Genomic DNA, 18,626 nt, shown 5'->3' with positions numbered 1-18,626 from the left:
GATGGCAGCCGCGCGTTTCCTGGTCGAAGGCAAGGTGCAGGGCGTGTTCTTCCGCGCCAGCACGCGCGAGCAGGCGCTACGGCTGGGGCTGCGCGGCATTGCCCGCAATCTTGCCGACGGTCGCGTCGAGGTGGTCGCGGCCGGCGCCGATGACGCCATCGAGGCATTGGCGCGATGGCTGCAGCACGGTCCGCCCGCCGCGCGCGTGGACACCGTGCAACGCGAGGATTTCGACGCCGCGGCGGTTGCGGCCGCCGGCTTCACCACCGGCTGAGCGCGCCGGCAGACGCATCGGCCGACCTGTCGCGGGACATGGACCGATATCTTCAGCGCGGCTGCGCGCCGGGCACCGGCGATGCCGGCTGCAATGCCTGCGAACGGTCCATCTGCGCATCGTCGAGCGGAGGCGGGCGGGCGATCGCAGGCTGCACCGGCTGCTTCCAGCCCGGCAAGGTGCGCGCGGCCGTTGTCATGCCGCGGATCATCTGCTGGCCCAGCCACGCCGGCACGCCGCCGTCCAACCCGAACTGCTCGGCACTGCGTGGCGGATGCCAGTTGCGCTGAAGGTGTTCGCGGAATTGCTGTTGCGCAGTCGGAGGCCGCTGCGCGGTGACGTGCAGCGTGTCCAGCGTCGCCGCGTCGTCTTGCGGCCGGTCGTCCCGCCCCGGCGACGTGCCGGGTGTCTGCGCAGGCGCAGGTTGGCTGCATGCCAGGACGGCGAGTAGCGCGATCGCGATGGCTTGCGTCGACGCGCGAACCCAAGGCATGGCCGGGCGACTCAATCGTCGAATGACCGGATCGGTTCCAGCACGCCGAAGCGTTCCTTGAGCGGCTTGCCCGGCAGCGGCGGGAGCTCGGCGTCCATGGGGGGCTCCCGGGTATCGGGCAGGCGGTCGAGCAGGTCGCGGATCAAGGTCAGGCGGCCGCGCTTCTGGTCGTTGAAATCCACCAGCGTCCATGGCGCATGCTTCGTGTGCGTGGCCTTGAGCATCGCCTCGCGCGCGCGGGTGTATTCGGCGTACGCGCTGCGGGCCTTGAGGTCGATCGGCGAGAGTTTCCAGCGCTTGAGCGGGTCGTCGAGGCGCTCGGCAAAGCGCTTTTCCTGCTGCGCCTGGTCGGTGCACAGCCAGTACTTGAACAGCACGATGCCGTCGTCGACCAGCAGTTTCTCGAATGCCGGCGCCTGCTGCATGAATGCCTTGACTTGCGCCGGGCTGGCGAAGCCCATGACCTTTTCGACGCCGGCGCGGTTGTACCAGCTGCGGTCGAACAGCACCAGTTCGCCGGCCGCGGGCAGGTGCGACACGTAGCGCTGGAAATACCACTGCGTGCTTTCGCGCTCGTTGGGCTTCGGCAGCGCGACGATGCGGCACTGGCGCGGATTGAAGTGGCTGGTGATGGCCTTGATGACGCCGCCCTTGCCCGCGGTATCGCGGCCTTCGAGCAGCACAACGATGCGCTTGCCGGAATGGGCGAGCCAGCGTGCCATCGCCACGAGTTCGAGCTGCATCGGCTCGAGCTGTTTTTCGTAGGCCTTGGACTTGAGTTTCTTCATGCGAAGCTCCTGGTCTGCGGCATGCGGCGCGCCTGCCGCGGGCGTCGCGGGGCGAACGCCGGCTACGCTTACTTGCGCGGCGCCTTGTGACCGGCCATGCCGCGGGCGACTTCCAGCAGCGCGCCCTGCTGGCGCGTGTTGAGGTCGCGGTAGGCGGCCAGCAGGTCGTGCTCGCCCTTGGTGCGCGCGGGGTCGAAGGTGCTGGCCAGCTCCGACAGCAGCGCGCCGGCGGGAACGCCAAACGTGCGGGCGAGGGCGTCGAGCTGGTCCTTGCCGGGCAGCTTGTCGCCGCGCATCCACGCCGACACGGTGGCCACGCCCGCGCGCGGGATCGCGGTGGCGATGTCGGTCACGCTCAGGCCGCGCGCCTTCGCCAGCAATCGCAGGGTCTGGTCGATGGACATGTTCACTCCTTCAGGCGCGGACGCAGGGTGGCGAGGTTGCACGGCCGCGTGCGCGCGTCGAGCTGCGCGCGGATGATCCGTTCCCACGCCGTGCGGCAGGCCGACGTGGAACCCGGCAGGCAGAACACGAACGTGCCGTTCGCCAGGCCGGCGAAGGCGCGCGACTGCAGCGACGAGGTGCCGATTTCCTCGAAGCTGATCGCGCGGAACAGCTCGCCGAAGCCTGGCATTTCCTTGTCGAGCAGCGGCAGCAGCGCCTCGGGCGTGGAATCGCGGCCGGTGAAGCCGGTGCCGCCGGTGACCAGCACGCCGTCGACGGCGTCGTCGGCGATCCACCGCGAGACCACGGCGCGCAGGCGGTAGCGGTCGTCGGGCAGCAGGGTGCGTTCGTGCAGGCGGTGGCCGTCGGCTTCGAGCGCGGCGACGAGGTAGTCGCCGGAGCTGTCCTGCGCCAGCGTGCGCGAGTCCGAAACGGTCAGCACGCACAGCTGCAGCGGGATCGGGTCTGTCGTGGCGGTCATGCGGGCAGGCTAGCGCAATCGATGGCGGGGTGCGCGATGCAGGCGGCGTGCGGTCACGCGAATGACAGCGAGTACCACCGGGTCGCGTCTTCGCGCCAGCCGGCGTCGCGGTACAGGGCGCGGGCTGCGGCATTGTCGCGGGTGGTTTCGAGGCTGATGCCGGCCGCGCCATCCTCGCGCGCGAAGGTGGCGGCGGCGTCGAGCAGGGCGCGGGCCACGCCCATGCGGCGCGTGGCGGCGTCCACGTAGAGGTCGTTGAGGATCCAGGTGCGGCTGGTTCGCACCGAGGAGAACATCGGGTACAGCTGGACGAAACCGGCAACTGCAGGGCCGTGCCGGGCCACCAGCACCACCGATTCGCCGAAGCGCAATCGTTCGCGCAGCCACTGTCGCGCGCGCGGCAGGTCCGGTGCCTGTCCGTAGAACTGCCGGTAGGCGTCGAACAGCGCGGCCAGTGCATCGAGATCGGCCGGGCCGGCGCGCGAGATCGTGGTGGCGGTCCTGGTGCCCACGGTCAGGCCTCCTGGGTCAGCCGCGCGAGTTCGTCGGCCTGGTGTTCGCGCGTCAGGCGTTCGACCAGCGGGTCCAGCGCGCCTTCCATCACGTTGGGCAGGTCGTACAGGGTCAGGCCTTCGACGCGGTGGTCGGTGATCCGGCCCTGCGGGTAGTTGTAGGTGCGGATGCGCTGGCTGCGGTCGCCGCTGCCGACCTGGAGCTTGCGCGAGGCGGCGGTCGCGGCGGCCTGCTTCTCGGCCTCGGCCTCGGCCAGCATCGCCTTGAGCCGCTTCATCGCCTTGTCGCGGTTGGCGTGCTGCGAGCGCTCGGTCTGCGACTCGACCACGATGCCGCTGGGCACGTGGGTGATGCGGATCGCCGACTCGGTCTTGTTGACGTGCTGGCCGCCGGCGCCGGAGGAGCGGAAGGTGTCCACCTTCAGGTCGGCCGGGTTGATCTCGATCGGCGGGCCGTCCTCTTCGACCGGGATGATCGCCACCGTCGCCGCCGAAGTGTGGATGCGGCCCTGTGATTCGGTTTCCGGCACGCGCTGCACGCGGTGGGTGCCGGACTCGAACTTCAGGTGCGCGTACGCGCCGCGGCCTTCGACGCGGGCGATCACCTCGCGGAAGCCGCCGTGCTCGCCGGGACTGGCCGATTCGATTTCCACCCGCCAGCCCTGGCGCTCGGCGTAACGCGAATACATGCGCAGCAGGTCGCCGGCGAAGATCGCCGCCTCGTCGCCGCCGGTGCCGGCGCGGACCTCCAGGTACAGGTCGCCTTCGTCGCGTGCGTCGCGCGGGACCAGCAGCGCCATCAGGGTGTCGTCGAGTTCGGCCAGCCGCGCGTTGGCGGCGGCGATCTCCTCGTCGGCCAGTTCGCGCAGTTCGGGATCCGCCTGCATCGCCTGCGCGGCGGCGAGGTCGTCGCGCGCCTGGCGTTCGTCGGCGAGCGCGGCGGCGACCGGTTCGAGCTGCGAGAACTCGCGCGAAAACGCTCGGAAGCGATCCTGGTCGGCCGCGACGCCGGGATCGGCGAGCAGGCGTTCGAGTTCGTCGCGTCGTTCGGCCAGGGCCTCGAGCTTACGGCGCAGAGTCGGCAGCATCGTCGTCCTTGTCGGCGGCCGCGCCATGCATCAGCCGGTCGACGGCGTGCATCAGGTCGGTGTCGCCGCTGATCGCGGCCTCGCGCAGCGCGATGGTCGGCGCGTGCAGGAGGCGGTTGGTGAGGGTGTGGGCGAGGAAGTCCAGCACCGCCTCCGGCGATTGCCCGGCGGCGAGTTGCTGCTTGGCCTTCGCCAGCACTTCGGCGCGGGCGCTCTCGCCGCGCGCGCGCAGGCGCTTGAGCGGCGCGTTGCGGGTGCCGGCGGCAAGGGCCTCGACGTAACGCGCGACCTGCAGGTCGACGATGGCTTCGGCCTCGTCGGCGGCCTCGCGGCGGCTGCGGCGGTTGTCCTCGATCGAGCGCTCAAGGTCATCGACGGTGTAGAGGAAGGCGTCCTTGAGCGTCGCTGTGTCCGGCGCGATGTCGCGCGGCACGGCCAGGTCGAGCAGCAGCATCGGCCGGTGGCGGCGCGTAGCCAGGGCCGCGGCGACCTGCGCCTTCGACAGGACCGGCTCGCGCGCGGCGGTGGCGGAAAACACGATGTCGGCGAGGAACAGGTGGCGGTCGAGTTCGTCCAGAGGCAGCGCCACGCCGCCGTGGCGCGCGGCCAGGTCCTGCGCATGCGCGTAGGTGCGATTGGCGACCAGCAGCTGCTTCACCCTGGCCTGGGCGAGGTGGCGCGCGGCCAGCTCGATGGTCTCGCCGGCGCCGATCAGCAGCACGGTCGAATCCGACGGCTGCGCGAACGACTCCTGCGCCAGCCGCACCGCCACCGACGCCACCGACACCGGGCTGTTGCCGATCCGCGTTTCGGTGCGTGCGCGCTTGGCGGTGACGAAGGCGTGCTGGAACAGGCGGTCGAGCTGTCCGCCCAGCGTGCCGGCGCCGCGCGCGGTGGCCCAGGCATGCTTGACCTGGCCGAGGATCTGCGGCTCGCCGAGGACCAGCGAATCGAGCCCGGTGGCGACCCGGAACAGGTGCCGCACCGCATCGCCATCCTGGTGGCGGTACAGGTAGGCGCGCAGGTCGCCGCTCTCGGACGGGTGCGTGGCCAGCCAGTCGACCAGCGCGCTGCCGTCGTCGTCGGTCACCGCATAGAGTTCGGTGCGGTTGCAGGTCGACAGCAGCGCCACCTCGCGCACCTGCGGCAGCGCATGCAGGCCCGCCAGCGCAGGCGCCACCGCGTCGTCATTGAAGGCGACGCGCTCGCGCAATGCGACCGGTGCGGTCTGGTGGTTGATGCCGAGTGCGAACAGGCTCATGGATGGCGGGCTGCCGTTCGGGGAGGGCGGCGGGGCCTCCTCCGTTCAGGCGCTTGCGATAAGCTCATTGGACTTGAGGCCCACATTTTACGGCCCGGCTGCTCCAGATGCCCGTGACACTGCGTTTTTCACTTCCGACCCTGCTCCCGACGCTGCTGTTCGCCGTGTGTTTCGCACCCGTGGCGGGGTTCGCCAGGCCGCCGGCGACCACCCCGCCCGACGCGCTGGCCGCCACCATGGCCGGCGAATACGCGCTGCGCGCGGGGCGCCTGGACGAGGCCGCCGACTGGTACCTGCAGGCCGCGCGCAGCGTCGAGGGCGACGCCGGCCTGGCCGAGCGCGCCACCCGGATCTCCCTGCTGGGCAACGACAACAAACGCAGCGGCGAGGCGTTGAAGCTGTGGCGCAAGCGCGCACCGCGTTCGCTGGCCATGGGCGCGGCCGAAGCCACCCTGGCGCTGCGAGACGACCGGCTGCAGGAAGCGCGCCGGGCGCTCGAGGCGCTCCTGCGCGACCCGGATCCGAAGGGCTGGCGCTACGCGGTGGAGGCCATGAGCAGCGGCGGCAAGGATCCCAAGGCTACCGCCCGGGTGCTGGGCGAACTGGTCGACTCCGGCGCCATTCCCGATGACCTGCAGCCCTGGCTGGTGCTGGGTGGCCTGGCGCAGCGGCTGGGCGATGCCGCCCTCACCGAGCGCATCGTTGCCGCGGTGATCCAGCATTTCCCCGACCAGCCGCGGGTGGCCCTGCTCCGGATCAGCCAGCTGCGCGAGGCCGACAAGCCCGACCAGGCGCGTGCGGTGCTGGAGAGCCTGGCCAGGACCGAACCCATGGCGCCGGACCTGCGCCTGTCGATTGCGGCCGAGTACGACGCTCTTGGCGACAGCGCCACGGCCGCCGCCGTGCTCGCCGGCGGGCCGCAGGACGACCAGCTTTACGGCCTGCGGGCCTCGCTGCTGGCCAAGGCCGGCGACAAGCCGGCGCTGGGCAAGCTGTACGAGGAACTGAAGCAGGGGTCGGCCAACCCCGACCCGTCGCGGCGCCTGCTGCTCGGCCAGGCCGCGGAGTTCCTCGATCGCCACGCCGAAGCGCTGGAGTGGTACCGCAGCGTCGCCGGCGGGCCGCAGCGGGCACAGGCGCGACTGCGCATCGCCAAGGTGCTGCACGACCTGGATCGCGATGATGAATCATGGACCGCCCTGCGCGAACTGCAGGCCGATGCCTCGGTCGACGACGACGCGCGCCGCGACGGCTACCTGCTGGAGGCAGAGCTGCGCAAGGATGACGGCGATGCCGAGGGCGAACTCGACGCCTACGCGCGTGGCCTGGCGGCGTATCCGGACGAACCCGAGCTGCTGTACTCGCGTGGCCTGATGTGGGAGCGCCGCGACGACATCGCGCGGGCGGAGGCCGACCTGCGCCGGATCCTGGTCGCCGATCCGGAGAACATCGCAGCGCTCAACGCGCTGGGCTACACGCTTGCCGACCGCACCGACCGTTTTGACGAGGCGTTGCAGCTGATCGACCGCGCCCGCGTCGCCGACCCCGACAACCCGGCGATCATCGACAGCCACGGCTGGGTGCTCTATCGCCTCGGCCGCAACGACGAGGCGCTGGCCGAGCTGCGGCGCGCGTTCGCACTGCAGAAGGATGCCGAAATCGGCGCCCACCTCGGCGAAGTGCTGTGGGTGACGGGCCACGAGGACGAAGCGCGCAGGTACTTCGAGGAAGCGCGCAAGCTCGACCCGGACAACCGCTCGCTCAAGCGCGCGCTGGAAAAGACCGGCGCATGAAGCCGTTGCAACGCGTTGGCGTGGCCGCCTGCCTGCTGCTGGCCGGTTGCGTCACCGTCCCGAACGAAAAAGGCGCGTCGATCGGCGAACTGTCGGCGAGTGCGGAAGCGGCCGCGATGGCGGCGCAGCAGGCGCGCGAACAGCGCCTGCAGGCGCTGCCGATGCTCGCCTTCAGCGGCCGCGTCGCGCTGTCCAATGGCCGCAGCGGCGGCAGCGGGCGGATCGAATGGCAGCAGTCCGGCGATCGTTACGAAGTGACCCTGAGCGCGCCGGTGAGCCGGCAGAGCTGGCGGCTCACCGGCGATGCCGCTTCCGCGCGGATCGATGGCATCGACGGTGGCCCGCGCAGCGACACCGACGTGGAACGCCTGCTGCGCGAAGCCACCGGCCTCGACATCCCGGTTGGCGCGATGGCAGCCTGGGCTGGCGGCGCGCGCGCCGATGCCGCGACGTTCGGTCCGGCGCGGCTGGCATTCACCGCCGACGGGCAGCTGGCGCGGATCGAGCAGGACGGCTGGACCGTCGACTACCTGGGCTGGCGCGAGGCGCATCCCGGCGATGGCGAGCCGGCGGGCGACGGGCCCGATGGCAGTGGCCCGCTGCTGCTGCCCGACCGCATCAACGCCACGCGCGGCGAGGCCCGGGTGCGACTGGCGATCGACGCCTGGTCGTGGGCGCCGGAGCTGCCGTGAATCCCGTGGCTGCCGACGCCGGCTGGTCGCGGTGGCCGGCGCCGGCCAAGCTCAACCTGTGCCTGCGCATCGTCGGCCGCCGCGCCGACGGCTACCACCGGCTGCAGACCGTGTTCCGGCTGCTGGACTGGGGCGACACGATTGCGCTGCGGCCCCGGCTCGACGGCATCGTGGCCCGCCATGGCGCATCAGCGAAGGGCGTCGAGGAGGCCAATGACCTGACGGTGCGTGCGGCAAAAATCCTTCAAAAGGAGACGAAAACGCCGCTGGGTGCCGACATCGTCGTTGAAAAAAACATCCCCGTGGGTGGCGGATTCGGCGGCGGCTCGTCCGATGCGGCCACCGTGCTGCGCGCCCTGGATCGCCTCTGGGGGCTGGACCTGGGCCTGGAGCGGCTGGCCGCGCTGGGCCTGCAGCTCGGCGCGGACGTGCCGGTGTTCGTCCGCGGCCACAACGCCTGGGCCGAGGAAGTCGGCGAGCGGCTGACCCCGCTGGACCTGCCGCCGGCCTGGTACGTGCTGGCCGATCCCGGCGTCCACGTCGCCACCGCTGAACTGTTCCAGAGCGCTGAATTGACGCGAAATGCCGCGCCCGCGACAATATCGGACTTCGTTTCAGGCAGATCGCTCGGCAACGCGTTCGAGCCCGTGCTGCGCCGCCGTGAACCCGCCGTCGAAGCGGTGTTCGCGATGCTGGCGCAGGTGGGGTCGCCGCGACTGACCGGGACCGGCAGCGGCTGCTTCGTCGAATTCCCCGACCGGGACTCCGCCGAAGCCGCGCTGGCGCGATTGCCCGCTGGCCTCCGGGCCTGGATGGTGCGGGGCGCGGCGCACTCGCCGCTGCTCGACGCGCTTGGAACGTGGCAACAGCGGCAGGCAGGCACGGCGGCGCAAACTTCATCTTGATTCTGCAGGGGCGTCGCCAAGAGGCCCAAGGCACCAGGTTTTGATCCTGGCATTCGCAGGTTCGAATCCTGCCGCCCCTGCCAATCCACGCGGATCGCTCCGCAAAACGCCTGCGCGCCTGCGCGCCGGTTTCCACGACACAACCCGTGCACGGATGCGCGAGTCCCGGTGTTGCAACGGTGGTTTTGCAACGGTCAGTTCGCAACGGTCAGGGCGCAGCGGAGCACGAGCATGAAGAACGAGGACGGCAACCTGCTGATCTTCTCCGGCAACGCGAACCGGCCGCTGGCCAAGGCGGTGTGCCGCGAACTCGGCGTGCGCCAGGGCAAGGCGCTGGTGTCGACGTTCTCCGACGGCGAGGTGCAGGTCGAGATCGAGGAAAACGTGCGCCGGCAGGACGTGTTCGTGCTGCAGTCCACGTGCGCGCCCACCGCCGAGCACATGATGGAGCTGCTGGCGCTGATCGACGCGCTCAAGCGCGCATCGGCGACCAGCGTCACCGCGGTTGTGCCGTACTTCGGCTACGCCCGGCAGGACCGTCGGATGCGCTCGTCGCGGGTGCCGATCACCGCCAAGGTGGCGGCGAAGATGTTCACCGCCGCCGGCGCCGACCAGATGCTGACCGTGGACCTGCACGCCGACCAGATCCAGGGCTTCTTCGACATCCCGGTCGACAACGTCTACGCCTCGCCGCTGCTGCTGGCCGACATCTGGCGCGCGCATGGCACCGACAACATGGTGGTGGTTTCGCCGGACGTCGGCGGCGTGGTGCGCGCGCGGGCGATCGCCAAGCGCCTGGACGACGCCGACCTGGCCATCATCGACAAGCGCCGGCCGAAGGCCAACGTGGCCACGGTGATGAACATCATCGGCGACGTCGCGGGCAAGACCTGCGTGCTGGTCGACGACATCGTCGACACCGCCGGCACCCTGTGCGCGGCGGCGGCGGCGCTCAAGGCGCAGGGCGCGACCAAGGTGGTCGCGTACTGCACGCACCCGGTGCTGTCGGGCGCGGCGATCGACAACGTGACCCGCTCCGAGCTCGACGAGCTGGTGGTCACCGACACGATCCCGCTGTCGGACGCGGCGAAGGCCTGCGGCAGGATCCGCCAGCTCAGCGTGGCCGAGCTGCTGGCCGAGACGATCCGCCGGATCGCGTTCGGCGAATCGGTCAGTTCGCTGTACGTGGATTGAGGAGCCGGGAATCGAGAATGGGGAATGGGGAATCGTAGAAGCGGGCTTCTGGTCTTTCGCCCTTCCGATTCCCGATTCCCGATTCCCGATTCCCGGGATCAACGGCTCACCTGGTCGCGGGTGAGCTTCACAACCGCCGCGAGGCGGTCAACGACAAGCAAAGCGAGTAAACAAAATGTCAGATCAGAAACTTTCGGCGACCGGCCGCAAGGACGAGGGGAAGGGTGCGAGCCGCCGCCTGCGTCGTGCGGGCCGCATCCCGGCCATCATCTACGGCGGTGGCGCAGAGCCCCAGAGCATCCAGCTGGAGCAGGAAAAGACCTGGGTCGCCAGCCAGAAGGACTGGTTCTATTCCTCGATCATCGAGCTCGACGTCGATGGCAAGGTCGAGAACGTGCTGCTGCGTGACATGCAGCGCCACCCGTTCAAGCAGATCATCATGCACCTGGACTTCCAGCGCGTGAACAAGAACGAGGCGATCCGCATGTCGGTGCCGCTGCACTTCATCAACGGCGACATCTCGCCGGCCGGCAAGATCGCCGACGTGGTGATCATGCATGAGTTGACCGAAGTGGCGATCAGCTGCCTGCCGGGCGACCTGCCGCTGAACATCGAAGTCGACCTGTCGGCGCTTGAAGTCGGCGACACGGTGCACCTGTCGAAGCTGGTGCTGCCCAAGGGCGTCGAGATCCCGCAGCTCAAGCTGGGCCCGGACCATGACGTGGCCGTGGTCGTGGCCCGCCATGGCCGCGTCGAGGCCGAAGAAACCGCCGAGGGCGGCGAAGCCGCTGCCGAAGCACCGAAGGCCGCCGAGGCCAAGGGCGAGCCGGAAGGCGACGAGAAGTAATCGCTTCGCCCGTTGCACCCGCCATGGGTGCAACGGGCGATTGCGCCTGGAATGGAAGGCTTGCGACTCATCGTCGGGCTGGGCAACCCCGGCCCGGAACACGCGCGGACCCGGCACAACGCCGGGTTCCGCTTTGTCGACGTGCTCGCGGACAAGGCGGGCGAGCGCTTCAAGGTCGACGCCAAGCTGTTCGGCGAGACGGCGAAGGTCGGCCTCGGTGGCCAGAATGTCTGGCTGCTCAAGCCCGCGACGTTCATGAACCTCAGCGGCAAGTCGGTGCTGGCGGCGATGCGGTTCTGGAAGATCGAGCCGGAGGAAACGCTGCTGGTGCACGACGAACTCGACCTGCCGCCCGGCGTGGCGCGGCTCAAGTTCGACGGCGGCCATGGCGGCCAGAACGGCCTGCGCGACACCATGCGCCTGCTCGGGCACGGCAGGTTCCATCGCCTGCGCATCGGCATCGGCCATCCCGGCCACAAGGATCGCGTCACCCCGTGGGTGCTCGGCCGCGCTTCGGAAGGCGACGACATCGAGATTGCAAGGGCGATCGACGATGCGCTCGACGTGCTGCCGCTGGCAGTGCAGGGCGACTTCAACGAAGCGATGAAGCGGTTGCACACAAGCAGGGATTAGGGATTGGGGATTCGGGATTTGGTGGAGCGCCTGCTTTTCCGAATCCCGAATCCCGAATTCCAAATCCCGGATCCACATGGGCATCAAATGCGGCATCGTCGGCCTGCCGAACGTCGGCAAGTCGACCCTCTTCAACGCACTGACCAAGGCCGGCATCGCCGCGGCCAACTTCCCGTTCTGCACGATCGAGCCGAACGTGGGCGTGGTGCCGGTGCCGGACCCGCGCCTGAACGCGCTGGCGGAAATCGTCAAACCGCAGAAGGTGCTGCCGACGGCGGTCGAGTTCGTCGACATCGCCGGACTGGTGGCCGGCGCGGCCAGCGGCGAGGGCCTGGGCAACAAGTTCCTCGCCCACATCCGCGAGGTCGACGCGATCACCCACGTGGTGCGCTGCTTCGAGAACGACGACGTCATCCACGTCAACAACAAGGTCGACCCGATCGCCGACATCGAGACGATCGACACCGAGCTGGCGCTCGCCGACCTCGATTCGGTCGAAAAGGCGCTGCAGCGCGCCGAACGTTCGGCCAAGACCGGCGACAAGGACGCCAGGGCGCGCGTGGAGGTGCTCGCCCGCGTGCGCGCCGGCCTCGATGCCGGCAAGCCCGCGCGCGCGCTGGACCTGTCCGACGAAGACCGCGAGCAGCTGCGCGACCTGTTCCTGCTGACGCTCAAGCCGGTGATGTACGTGGCCAACGTGCTGGAGGACGGTTTCGACGACAACCCGCACCTGGACGCGGTGCGCGCGCGCGCCGCCGGCGAGGGCGCGGAAGTGGTGCCGGTGTCGGCGGCGATCGAGGAAGAGTTCTCGCAGCTCGACGATGCCGACCGCGACGAGTTCCTCGCCAGCATCGGGCTCGAGGAGCCCGGCCTGAACCGGGTGATCCGCGCCGCCTACAAGCTGCTCGGCCTGCAGACCTACTTCACCGCGGGCGTGAAGGAAGTGCGCGCGTGGACGGTCAAGGGCGGTTCGACCGCGCCGCAGGCCGCCGGCGTGATCCACACCGACTTCGAGAAGGGCTTCATCCGCGCCGAGACGATCGGCTACGACGACTTCATCAGGTACAAGGGCGAAGCCGGCGCCCGCGACGCCGGCCGCCTGCGCCTGGAAGGCAAGGAATACCGCGTGCAGGAAGGCGACGTGCTGCACTTCCGCTTCAACGTCTGATCCTCGGACACGCGGGTGGCATCGCAAGGCCCCGCATCGCGGGGCCTTGTCGTAATCATTGGCGGACAGTCCATCTTGCGTTGCCTTGGCCCCCGGGGCACGTGCTGACTCTCGGGAACAGAGCAGGGGTTTGCGGGCAGGCGCAACGGCTGTCCGCGTGCCGATGGCGCGCTGGGAAAACGGCAAGGCCCGCCGATGGCGGGCCTTGCTGGTGTTGCCCGGAGGCGGTGCGGCTGGCTTACAGCGGCTTGCCGCCGAGCTTCCAGGTGACCTGCAGGTAGTAGCTGCGGCCCATGCTGTCGAACCACGAGGTGTCGTAGTACGGGTAGTTCGACCAGGTGGGGTCCCGCGGCGGCATCTTGTCGAGCAGGTTGTTGACCGACAGCGAGACGCGCAGGTGGTCGTTGACGTCGTAGCGCGCGCCGGCGTTGAAGCGCCAGGTGGCCTGGGTCCATGCGTCGTTGTCGTAGTTGGCGACGCGGCCGAGGTAGGTGCCGAACAGGCTCGCGCCCCAGGCATCCCGGTCCCAGTTCACGCCCAGGTTGCCCTTGGTGCGGGGCAGGGTGGTGGAGCTGAAGCTCACGTCCAGCATGTCCTCGGTCGGATCGCCCGGGTACTGCTGGCGGGTGTGGCGGTGGGCCCAGTTGTAGTTGCCGGTGAAGCGGAAATCGCCGGCGCTGGCGGTCTGCACGCGATAGTTCGCGGTCACGTCGATGCCAGAGGTCTGCTCGTTGGCGATGTTGATCGGGCTGAAGTGCACGCTGGTGATGACGCCGTCGGCATCCCGGATGACGCGGGCGAGCGCATCGGCGCAGGTTGCCGAGTTGACGTCGACCGAAGCGCCGGTGTCGGTCACCCCCAGCCGGCAGTTGGCCTCGTCGATCTTCAGGCGCTCGCGGCTCTGCGCCTGCACCTGGTTCTCCACGCGGATCTTGTAGTAGTCCATCGCCAGGTCGAAGTTGGCGGTCGGCGACCACACGAAGCCGGCGGTGAACGACTTGCTGGTCTCCACGTCCAGCCGCGGGTTGCCGTTGTAGACGTCGAAGGTGCTGACGTCGTAGCTGCCGTCGTCGAAGCAGTAACCGTCGCTGGCGCCCGGCTCCGCGGTCCGGCAGGTGTAGTAGTCGGTGGAGAAGCGCGTGCGGTAGTAGTCGTCGCCGGCGAACAGGTAATGCATGTCGGGCGCGCGGAAGCCGGTGCCGTAGGAGCCACGCAACAGCAGCGTGTCGACCGGGCGCCATTCCAGGCCTGCGCTGTAGGTGAACTTGCCCGGGTTGCTGTCGCCGTAGCTGTAGCGGTCGTAGCGGCCGGCAAGGCTCGCATCAAGGCTGGACAGCAGCGGCATGCGCAATTCGCCCGCCGCGCTCCAGCGGGTCCGGCTGCCGCCGCCGTCGCCGTAGCGCGGCCCGAAGTAGGCGTCGGCGGTCAGGGCGAGCGGGTCCGGGTTGATGCGGTAGGACTGGCGGCCGTACTCGACCGCGCCGGCAAAGCCGGCGTCGCCGGCCGGCATCGAGAACAGCGCCGGCGTGTCGGTGGTGAAGCTGACGTTGTCGTTCTTGGCGACCGGGTGCCAGTTGGACATCACGCCGAAGGTGGCGAACTGGGCGGGGGTCAGCGGGCTGAAGAAGCGCGTCGGATCGGCGTTGTAGATCGCGTAGCCGTCGGCGTCGTAGCCCAGTCGCTCGCCCAGGAAGAAGCGGTTGGCCGCATCGGCACTGATGCGCGGCATGCCCACGTCGGCCTTGTACTGCGAGTGGTTGTAGGCCGCTTCCCAGTTCCAGCTGTCGGCGAACATGCCCTTGAAGCCCGTGGTCACCGCGGCGGTCTTCTCGGTGGTGACGTTCATGCGGTTTTCCAGGCCGCCGATTTCCTCGGGCGAGAACTGCCGCACCCACATCTCGTAGCGGCCGGTGGCGGCGTTGTAGAAGACGCTGTTGCGGTAGTTGTCGGTCGACGCCGGGTCGTGGAACTCCCAGCCCATGTGGTCGCTGCTCACGTCGTTGCCGTTGGTGCCGGTCAGCAGCTTGACCTTCTGGTGCCCCAGCTGGACGTCCGCGAACCAGGCCAGCGCGTCGGAGAAACGGTACTCGAACGAGCCGTACGCGTTGACGCCCTTGCGCTCGTTCTGGATCGTGCGATACGCGATCGCGCGCTCGCTTCCGCAATAGGGATCGCCGTAGCGGTCTTCGGCCAGCACGGTGGTGCCTTCGTTCAGGCCCGCCATCGCGGCGCAGCCGCCGACCGGGTCGATGCCGACGTCGTCGTCCCAGTTGTAGGTCTGGGCGATCAGGCGGGGCAGTCGCCGGCGCGCCGTCGGCGCATCGAGGGTGGAGTCCTGGATGTTGCGGTCGGTGCCCCACAGCGGGCGCTTGTCGAGCAGTTCCAGGCCGACGATTCCGCTGAAGTTGCCGGTCTCGAAACCGCTGGTCAGCGACAGCCTGTGCGACTCGCCGCCGCCCTGGCTGGTATCACCGTAGCGGTAGTCGATGGTCGTGCCGTCGGCGGACTTCTTGAGGATGAAGTTGATCACGCCGGCCATCGCGTCCGAGCCGTAGACGGCCGAAGCGCTGCCGGTCAGGACCTCGATGCGGTCGATCATCCCCAGCGGGATGTTGCCGATGTCGGTGAAGTTGCTGCGGCTGTTGAGCGGCAGCGGGAAGTCGGCGATGCGGCGGCCGTTTACCAGCACCAGGGTGTGGTTGGGGCCCAGGCCGCGCAGGTCGACGGCCTGCGCGCCCGGCGTGGACTGGGCGTTGGTGGTGTTCTGCTGGCCCTGCACGCTGCCGCTGTTCTGGCTGAGCGAACGCAGCAGGTCCGGGACGTTGGTCAGGCCGGATGCCTGGATTTCCTGCGCGGTCATCACGGTGATCGGCGCCGGGCCTTCGATCTGCGCGCGCGGGATGCGCGAGCCGGTGACCTGCACCGTCTGCAGTTCGGTGGTTTCCGGCTCGACCTGTGCCGGTTCCGCCGCGGGCGGCGGCGGTGGCGGCGCGGCAGGACGCGGCGCCGCCTGGGCATGCTGCTCGCCCTTGACGATGATCACCGCGCCCGACGCGTCGCGCCTGGGCACGTAGCCGGTGTCCTTCAGCAAGCGGTCGAGCGCCGCGTCGGCTGGCAGGTTGCCCTGCACGCCGCGGGTGCGGGTGCCGCGAAGCTGGTCGGCACGATAGATCAGCTGCGTGCCCGACTGCTTGGCCAGGCTGTCGAGCGCGGCGGCCAGGTCGCTGGCGGGAATGTTGATCGGACGCGCGGGTTCGGCCTGCGCGTAGGCGGACATCGCAAGCAGGCAGGCTGCTGCGATTGGAAGCATGCGGATTCGACTGGACAACACGACCCCTCCCCAATGATGCGGACGATGCCCGCTCTCTCCCACAAGGTGACGAACGAACGACCCAAATCCCACCCGTCCCGCCCCGGTGCGCGGACGCGGGCTAGCGGTCGTGCAGGACGATCGCCGCCTCGCCGTACTCGGCACGCACCGGGAATCCCTGTTCCAGCAGCCGCACGAACGCCTCGGCGTTGGACCAGCGGAAGCTGCCGCCCACCCGCAGCGCAGCGACCGACGGGTCGGCGATGACGATCTTGCGGGCGTTGTAGCGATTGAACTCCGCGGCCGCGGTGGCCAGCGAGGTGTCGTGGAAGGCGAGGAAGCCGTCGCGCCAGCTCAGGACCTGCCTGGCCTGGTCGATGCTGCCCGACTGCACCACCACGCCGTGCGCATTGGCCAGCGCCACGCTGCCGGCCGGCAGCAGGGTGGTGGGCTGGCGCCGGCCGTCGGCGGCTGGCTCGGATTCCAGCCGCACCAGGCCCTCGGTGACCACCACCCGCATGCCGTCCGGGTCGCGGCGCACGGAAAAGCGGGTGCCGACCGCGACCGCCTGGTGCCCGGCCGCGGCGACCACGAACGGACGTGCCGGGTCCTTGGCGGCGTGGAAGAAGGCTTCGCCCCGCTGCAGTTCGATGTGGCGCTGGCGGCGCGACAGCGCGACGACGATGCGGCTGTCGCTGCTGAGGATCGCTTCGGAACCGTCGGCGAGCGAGGCCGTTTCCAGAGTGCCGACGGCGGTGCCGTAGGCCACCGGCTGCACGGCGGGCGAATGCAAGTGCCAGCCCAGGGCCAGCGAGGCCCCGATCGCCACTACAGTCGCGGCAGCGGCCACGCGACTGTGCAGGCGCGGCTCCGGCTCTCGCTGCCGGGGCGCGAACACCAGGGCCGCCGGATCCAGCGCCGCATGCCGCGCCGCGCCGGACGGCGCTCCATGAACGGGCTGCGGCTTGGCCATGCGCAGGGGCGGATGCGCCGGCTGGCCTTGCTGCGACGGCGGCGTCCAGCGCCCGGGTGCGGGAATCTGGCCCGCAGGCAGGCCGGCACCAAGCGCCTTGAGCCGACCGCTTTCGCGCCAGGCCGCCTGCAGCCGCAGCCATGCCACCTTGTGCGCGGTCGAGGCGGCCAGCCAGTCATCGAGTTCCGCCTGGTCATGGGCGGCCCAGCCGGCCGCATCGCGCCGGGCCAGCCAGGCCGCGGCGGCGCGCTCAATCCGGATGCTGCTGGCGATGTCCTGTTCCATCCTCGGCCTCCGGCCCGCCGGCCCGCGAGGCCCGTTGCGCCTGTCCATTGCCATAGAAGTGGCTGGCCAGCAGCCGGACTCCCTTGGCGACTTGCTTCTCCACCGTCTTCTCGCTGATGCCGAGCCGGGCGGCGACTTCCTTCTGCGGCAATTCCTCGACCCGGCGCAGCCACATCACCTCGCGGCAGCGCGGGGGCAGGCGGTCGAACGCCGCTGCCAGCCGGTGCAGCACCTGGTGCGCATGCAGCCGCCGTTCCGGGGATACCTCATCTATCAAGACGTTCAAGGTGTCCAAATCACCCATCGGCTCGATCGACACCACCCTCGCCCGGCGCGCGCGATCGGCCAGCAGGTGGCGCGCGCTGGCGAACAGGAAGGCCTTGGGCTGCGTCGGCAGCGCCTTGCCGGCGGCCTCGTAAACGCGGACGTAGACCTCCTGGCGCAGGTCGTGGATCTCGGCGCGGTGCGGCCAGCAGCGCTGCAGATAGCGCAGCAAGGCCTCCTCGTGGACGAGGATTTCCTCGGTGAACCAGATGTCCAGCGGCGATGCCATCGGGCGAAGATAGCCCAATCCTGGAGTGCGATGGCGATGCCGCCGGAGGGAAATGCCGCCGACGTTCGTCTACTCTCGGTATGCCTGAAGGCTTTGGCGCAATGGGGAAGACGATGAAGCAACGCATGTGGTGGCCGTTGATCCTTGCCGCGGTGATGGGCATGCATTGTTCGGGCGCGATGGCGGCCGACGTGGGTCATTACGTACTGGGCGATACCGCGGCCAAGGTGCCAGGCACGCCATCGCCGGGCCTGCTGCTGATGGGCGGCGGCGACCGCAATTACGATGCGATGCGCTGGTTCATGAAGAAGGCCGGCAATGGCCACATCGTGGTGCTGCGCGCCTCGCAGGCCGGCGAGATCGGCGAGGAGTTCTACAACGACGTCGGCGGGATCGCATCGGTCGAGACGTTCGTGTTCAACGACCGCGAGGCCGCCGACGACCCGAAGATTCTCGCCGCGCTGCAACGGGCGGACGGCATCTTCATTGCCGGCGGCGACCAGGCCCGCTACGTGCGGTACTGGCGCGGCACGCCGGTGGCGCGGGCGCTGGACGCGCACGTGCGCGCCGGCAAGCCGCTGGGCGGTACCAGCGCCGGGCTCGCCATGCTGGGCGAGTATGTATACGGAGCGATGGACGGCGGCAGCCAGGTCAGCCCGCGCGCGTTGGCCGACCCGCTGGGCGCGAACAACACCATCGAGACGAATTTCCTGCACATTGCCTTGCTCAAGGGCATCATCACCGACACCCACTTCAGCGAACGCAACCGGCTCGGCCGCCTGATCGCATTCGTGGCCAAGGCCGAATCGATGGCGGGCCATCCGATGGTCGGCCTGGGCGTGGATGAAGACGCCGCGGTCGCGGTGGAGGGCGATGGGAGTGCGCGCGTCTACGCCACGTCGCCCAACGCCGGCGCGACGGTGGTGAAGGGC

At 69.6% G+C, this 18,626-nt stretch carries 18 protein-coding genes, 1 tRNA gene and 1 pseudogene; 10 read left to right on the top strand and 10 right to left on the bottom strand.

Going from position 1 to position 18,626, the window contains the following annotated elements; all coding sequences use genetic code 11:
* The first annotated feature begins 1 nt into the window (after position 1).
* The gene (locus H570_RS0110360; protein WP_027080671.1) at positions 2–274 is read left to right on the top strand and encodes an acylphosphatase; all 273 of its coding nucleotides are present in this window, start codon (positions 2–4) and stop codon (positions 272–274) included.
* Between the two features lie 52 nt (positions 275–326).
* Here the strand turns inward: H570_RS0110360 and H570_RS17195 are convergent, their stop codons facing one another.
* The 7 genes from H570_RS17195 to hemA all read right to left on the bottom strand — a co-directional run bounded on the left by H570_RS17195 (position 327) and on the right by hemA (position 5,341).
* On the bottom strand, positions 327–767 hold the full coding sequence (locus H570_RS17195; protein ID WP_036135961.1) for a hypothetical protein: 441 nt from the start codon (positions 765–767) through the stop codon (positions 327–329).
* 11 nt (positions 768–778) lie between these two features.
* A complete protein-coding gene (gene ppk2 / locus H570_RS0110350; RefSeq protein ID WP_027080669.1) occupies positions 779–1,555 on the bottom strand; it encodes a polyphosphate kinase 2 in 777 nt (258 codons plus the stop codon).
* 68 nt (positions 1,556–1,623) lie between these two features.
* Positions 1,624–1,959, bottom strand: a complete 336-nt coding sequence (locus tag H570_RS17190) for a helix-turn-helix domain-containing protein (RefSeq protein ID WP_036135959.1) — start codon at positions 1,957–1,959, stop codon at positions 1,624–1,626.
* Between the two features lie 2 nt (positions 1,960–1,961).
* Positions 1,962–2,480, bottom strand: a complete 519-nt coding sequence (gene moaB / locus H570_RS0110340; protein WP_027080668.1) for a molybdenum cofactor biosynthesis protein B — start codon at positions 2,478–2,480, stop codon at positions 1,962–1,964.
* A gap of 53 nt (positions 2,481–2,533) precedes the next feature.
* Positions 2,534–2,998, bottom strand: a complete 465-nt coding sequence (locus tag H570_RS0110335; protein WP_425411566.1) for a GNAT family N-acetyltransferase — start codon at positions 2,996–2,998, stop codon at positions 2,534–2,536.
* Positions 2,995–4,080: a peptide chain release factor 1 gene (prfA, locus tag H570_RS0110330; protein WP_027080666.1), complete on the bottom strand. Its 1,086-nt coding sequence runs from the start codon at positions 4,078–4,080 to the stop codon at positions 2,995–2,997. The genes H570_RS0110335 and prfA overlap by 4 nt, the downstream gene beginning before the upstream one ends.
* Positions 4,058–5,341: a glutamyl-tRNA reductase gene (gene hemA, locus H570_RS0110325; protein WP_027080665.1), complete on the bottom strand. Its 1,284-nt coding sequence runs from the start codon at positions 5,339–5,341 to the stop codon at positions 4,058–4,060. The genes prfA and hemA overlap by 23 nt, the downstream gene beginning before the upstream one ends.
* A 107-nt stretch (positions 5,342–5,448) precedes the next feature.
* Between hemA and H570_RS0110320 the strand changes: the two genes are divergently transcribed.
* The 8 genes from H570_RS0110320 (at position 5,449) to ychF (ending at position 12,573) form a co-directional block, all read left to right on the top strand.
* Positions 5,449–7,134, top strand: coding sequence for a tetratricopeptide repeat protein (locus tag H570_RS0110320; protein ID WP_027080664.1), 1,686 nt, complete (start codon positions 5,449–5,451; stop codon positions 7,132–7,134).
* Positions 7,131–7,826, top strand: a complete 696-nt coding sequence (gene lolB / locus H570_RS0110315) for a lipoprotein insertase outer membrane protein LolB (protein ID WP_027080663.1) — start codon at positions 7,131–7,133, stop codon at positions 7,824–7,826. Before H570_RS0110320 ends, lolB begins: the two co-directional genes overlap by 4 nt.
* Before the next feature lie 5 nt (positions 7,827–7,831).
* Positions 7,832–8,731 (top strand): 4-(cytidine 5'-diphospho)-2-C-methyl-D-erythritol kinase, encoded by a 900-nt coding sequence (gene ispE / locus H570_RS17185; RefSeq protein ID WP_051176301.1) that lies wholly within the window; start codon positions 7,832–7,834, stop codon positions 8,729–8,731.
* Between the two features lie 6 nt (positions 8,732–8,737).
* Positions 8,738–8,814: transfer RNA gene (locus H570_RS0110305), tRNA-Gln, on the top strand.
* A 148-nt stretch (positions 8,815–8,962) separates the two neighbouring features.
* A complete protein-coding gene (locus tag H570_RS0110300; protein WP_027080662.1) occupies positions 8,963–9,925 on the top strand; it encodes a ribose-phosphate diphosphokinase in 963 nt (320 codons plus the stop codon).
* A gap of 175 nt (positions 9,926–10,100) precedes the next feature.
* Positions 10,101–10,772 (top strand): 50S ribosomal protein L25/general stress protein Ctc, encoded by a 672-nt coding sequence (locus H570_RS0110295; protein WP_027080661.1) that lies wholly within the window; start codon positions 10,101–10,103, stop codon positions 10,770–10,772.
* A 51-nt stretch (positions 10,773–10,823) separates the two neighbouring features.
* Positions 10,824–11,405: an aminoacyl-tRNA hydrolase gene (gene pth / locus H570_RS0110290; protein ID WP_027080660.1), complete on the top strand. Its 582-nt coding sequence runs from the start codon at positions 10,824–10,826 to the stop codon at positions 11,403–11,405.
* Between the two features lie 76 nt (positions 11,406–11,481).
* Positions 11,482–12,573: a redox-regulated ATPase YchF gene (gene ychF / locus H570_RS0110285; protein ID WP_027080659.1), complete on the top strand. Its 1,092-nt coding sequence runs from the start codon at positions 11,482–11,484 to the stop codon at positions 12,571–12,573.
* 238 nt (positions 12,574–12,811) lie between these two features.
* On the opposite strand, the gene H570_RS0110280 is transcribed toward ychF, so the two are convergent.
* From H570_RS0110280 to H570_RS0110270, 3 genes are all read right to left on the bottom strand, one after another.
* On the bottom strand, positions 12,812–15,883 hold the full coding sequence (locus H570_RS0110280; protein ID WP_036135957.1) for a TonB-dependent receptor: 3,072 nt from the start codon (positions 15,881–15,883) through the stop codon (positions 12,812–12,814).
* A 121-nt stretch (positions 15,884–16,004) separates the two neighbouring features.
* Positions 16,005–17,141 (bottom strand): FecR family protein, encoded by a 1,137-nt coding sequence (locus tag H570_RS0110275; protein ID WP_036135955.1) that lies wholly within the window; start codon positions 17,139–17,141, stop codon positions 16,005–16,007.
* On the bottom strand, positions 17,107–17,694 hold the full coding sequence (locus H570_RS0110270; protein ID WP_027080656.1) for an RNA polymerase sigma factor: 588 nt from the start codon (positions 17,692–17,694) through the stop codon (positions 17,107–17,109). Before H570_RS0110270 ends, H570_RS0110275 begins: the two co-directional genes overlap by 35 nt.
* On the opposite strand from H570_RS0110270, the pseudogene H570_RS19550 reads away from it, so the two are divergent.
* Positions 17,688–18,560 (top strand): annotated as a pseudogene (locus tag H570_RS19550) (cyanophycinase); the annotation flags it as partial. The gene H570_RS0110270 and the pseudogene H570_RS19550 sit on opposite strands and share 7 nt — an antisense overlap.
* Between the last annotated feature and the right edge of the window lie 66 nt (positions 18,561–18,626).

The organism is Luteimonas mephitis DSM 12574, from assembly GCF_000422305.1.
In the GTDB taxonomy this organism is placed as follows: domain Bacteria; phylum Pseudomonadota; class Gammaproteobacteria; order Xanthomonadales; family Xanthomonadaceae; genus Luteimonas; species Luteimonas mephitis.
The sequence above is the reverse complement of the archived record's forward strand: the minus strand, read 5'-3'. Positions and strand labels throughout refer to the sequence as shown.

Coding starts and splice junctions, on each gene's coding strand:
- H570_RS0110280 (WP_036135957.1), bottom strand. CDS start 15,883: ATGCTTCCAATCGCAGCAGCCTGCCTGCTTGCGATGTCCGCCTACGCG.
- H570_RS17190 (WP_036135959.1), bottom strand. CDS start 1,959: ATGTCCATCGACCAGACCCTGCGATTGCTGGCGAAGGCGCGCGGCCTG.
- H570_RS17195 (WP_036135961.1), bottom strand. CDS start 767: ATGCCTTGGGTTCGCGCGTCGACGCAAGCCATCGCGATCGCGCTACTC.
- H570_RS0110300 (WP_027080662.1), top strand. CDS start 8,963: ATGAAGAACGAGGACGGCAACCTGCTGATCTTCTCCGGCAACGCGAAC.
- H570_RS0110320 (WP_027080664.1), top strand. CDS start 5,449: ATGCCCGTGACACTGCGTTTTTCACTTCCGACCCTGCTCCCGACGCTG.
- H570_RS0110360 (WP_027080671.1), top strand. CDS start 2: ATGGCAGCCGCGCGTTTCCTGGTCGAAGGCAAGGTGCAGGGCGTGTTC.
- H570_RS0110275 (WP_036135955.1), bottom strand. CDS start 17,141: ATGGAACAGGACATCGCCAGCAGCATCCGGATTGAGCGCGCCGCCGCG.
- hemA (WP_027080665.1), bottom strand. CDS start 5,341: ATGAGCCTGTTCGCACTCGGCATCAACCACCAGACCGCACCGGTCGCA.
- prfA (WP_027080666.1), bottom strand. CDS start 4,080: ATGCTGCCGACTCTGCGCCGTAAGCTCGAGGCCCTGGCCGAACGACGC.
- H570_RS0110270 (WP_027080656.1), bottom strand. CDS start 17,694: ATGGCATCGCCGCTGGACATCTGGTTCACCGAGGAAATCCTCGTCCAC.
- ychF (WP_027080659.1), top strand. CDS start 11,482: ATGGGCATCAAATGCGGCATCGTCGGCCTGCCGAACGTCGGCAAGTCG.
- lolB (WP_027080663.1), top strand. CDS start 7,131: ATGAAGCCGTTGCAACGCGTTGGCGTGGCCGCCTGCCTGCTGCTGGCC.
- ppk2 (WP_027080669.1), bottom strand. CDS start 1,555: ATGAAGAAACTCAAGTCCAAGGCCTACGAAAAACAGCTCGAGCCGATG.
- pth (WP_027080660.1), top strand. CDS start 10,824: ATGGAAGGCTTGCGACTCATCGTCGGGCTGGGCAACCCCGGCCCGGAA.
- moaB (WP_027080668.1), bottom strand. CDS start 2,480: ATGACCGCCACGACAGACCCGATCCCGCTGCAGCTGTGCGTGCTGACC.
- H570_RS0110295 (WP_027080661.1), top strand. CDS start 10,101: ATGTCAGATCAGAAACTTTCGGCGACCGGCCGCAAGGACGAGGGGAAG.